This is a genomic window from Rhizobium sp. YJ-22, assembly GCF_029601685.1.
GTDB lineage: Bacteria > Pseudomonadota > Alphaproteobacteria > Rhizobiales > Rhizobiaceae > Metarhizobium.
Map to the genome: position 1 here is coordinate 1 of NZ_JARRIR010000056.1, position 976 is coordinate 976.

Below are 976 nucleotides of genomic sequence, written 5' to 3' on the forward strand. Positions count from 1 at the left end.
GTCAGCGACTGGGGTGAAGTCGTAACAAGGTAGCCGTAGGGGAACCTGCGGCTGGATCACCTCCTTTCTAAGGAAGCAGACTTTTTTAGTGGTTTTGGCAAACCTTTCCTGTTCTTGCGAACAGGGGTGCCAAAACGGGTCATACGGCGCGCTTAAAGTCAGCTTGTTAGAACATAGATGGCGCCAGTCAGGTGACCATCGAAACGAAATACGCCGAGCAGGTCATCCATTGGATGTGGCTTGGAGAAGACGCAAAAGCGCCGTCTACGTTTCTCTTTCTTCGATAAAGACAAGGACCACGCTTATCGGCCTTATGGCTGAAAGCTTGTGTTGTTCCATCCTTATGGGCCCGTAGCTCAGTCGGTTAGAGCACACGCTTGATAAGCGTGGGGTCGGTAGTTCGAGTCTACCCGGGCCCACCATTGTTTTGTCCTGACGCTGTCGCGGCTTTGCCGCTGCGCTCCGGACGGGCCGCCGAACGATCGGCGTGGGCCTCTGGCCCTGTTGGGTGCCATCCGGTGAGGGTGGTGAGGGGCTTCTGGGAAGCTTGACGAACGACGAAAATGGTTGTGACGGTAGCGAGGAACTGCTGCTCGAAAGCTTTGGCTTTCGCAAGCGCAGAGCGCGTCGGCGAGAGTTCGCCGCCCCGCGTGGAGCGCTTCGCGCGTGAACGCAAAAAATGGGGCTGTAGCTCAGCTGGGAGAGCACCTGCTTTGCAAGCAGGGGGTCAGCGGTTCGATCCCGCTCAGCTCCACCATATCTCTTGTCTTTAGGAAGAAAAAAGGTTTGCGCTTTCCATATGGGAAAAGCGCCTGTTCTGCATACATTGTGAAGAGAAGATTGATCCGAACGAACATCTTTTGGTGTTCGTGTCGCTCAAGGATCGTTGGTTGTTCGAGGGTTTTGGCCTTTGTCTGACCGACGGTTTGGTGGATGTTGCCTGACCGCGCATCCTCGGATCGATCTCGAGAAGCTG

At 55.2% G+C, this 976-nt stretch carries 2 tRNA genes and 1 rRNA gene; all 3 read left to right on the forward strand.

Features of this window, described 5'->3' with window-relative positions:
• Window positions 1-67: ribosomal RNA gene (locus P7F60_RS30740) — 16S ribosomal RNA — on the forward strand; the annotation flags it as partial.
• Window positions 68-345: 278 nt separating this feature from the next.
• Window positions 346-422: transfer RNA gene (locus P7F60_RS30745), tRNA-Ile, on the forward strand.
• Between the two features lie 259 nt (window positions 423-681).
• A tRNA-Ala gene (locus P7F60_RS30750) sits at window positions 682-757 on the forward strand.
• The last annotated feature ends 219 nt before the right edge of the window (window positions 758-976 follow it).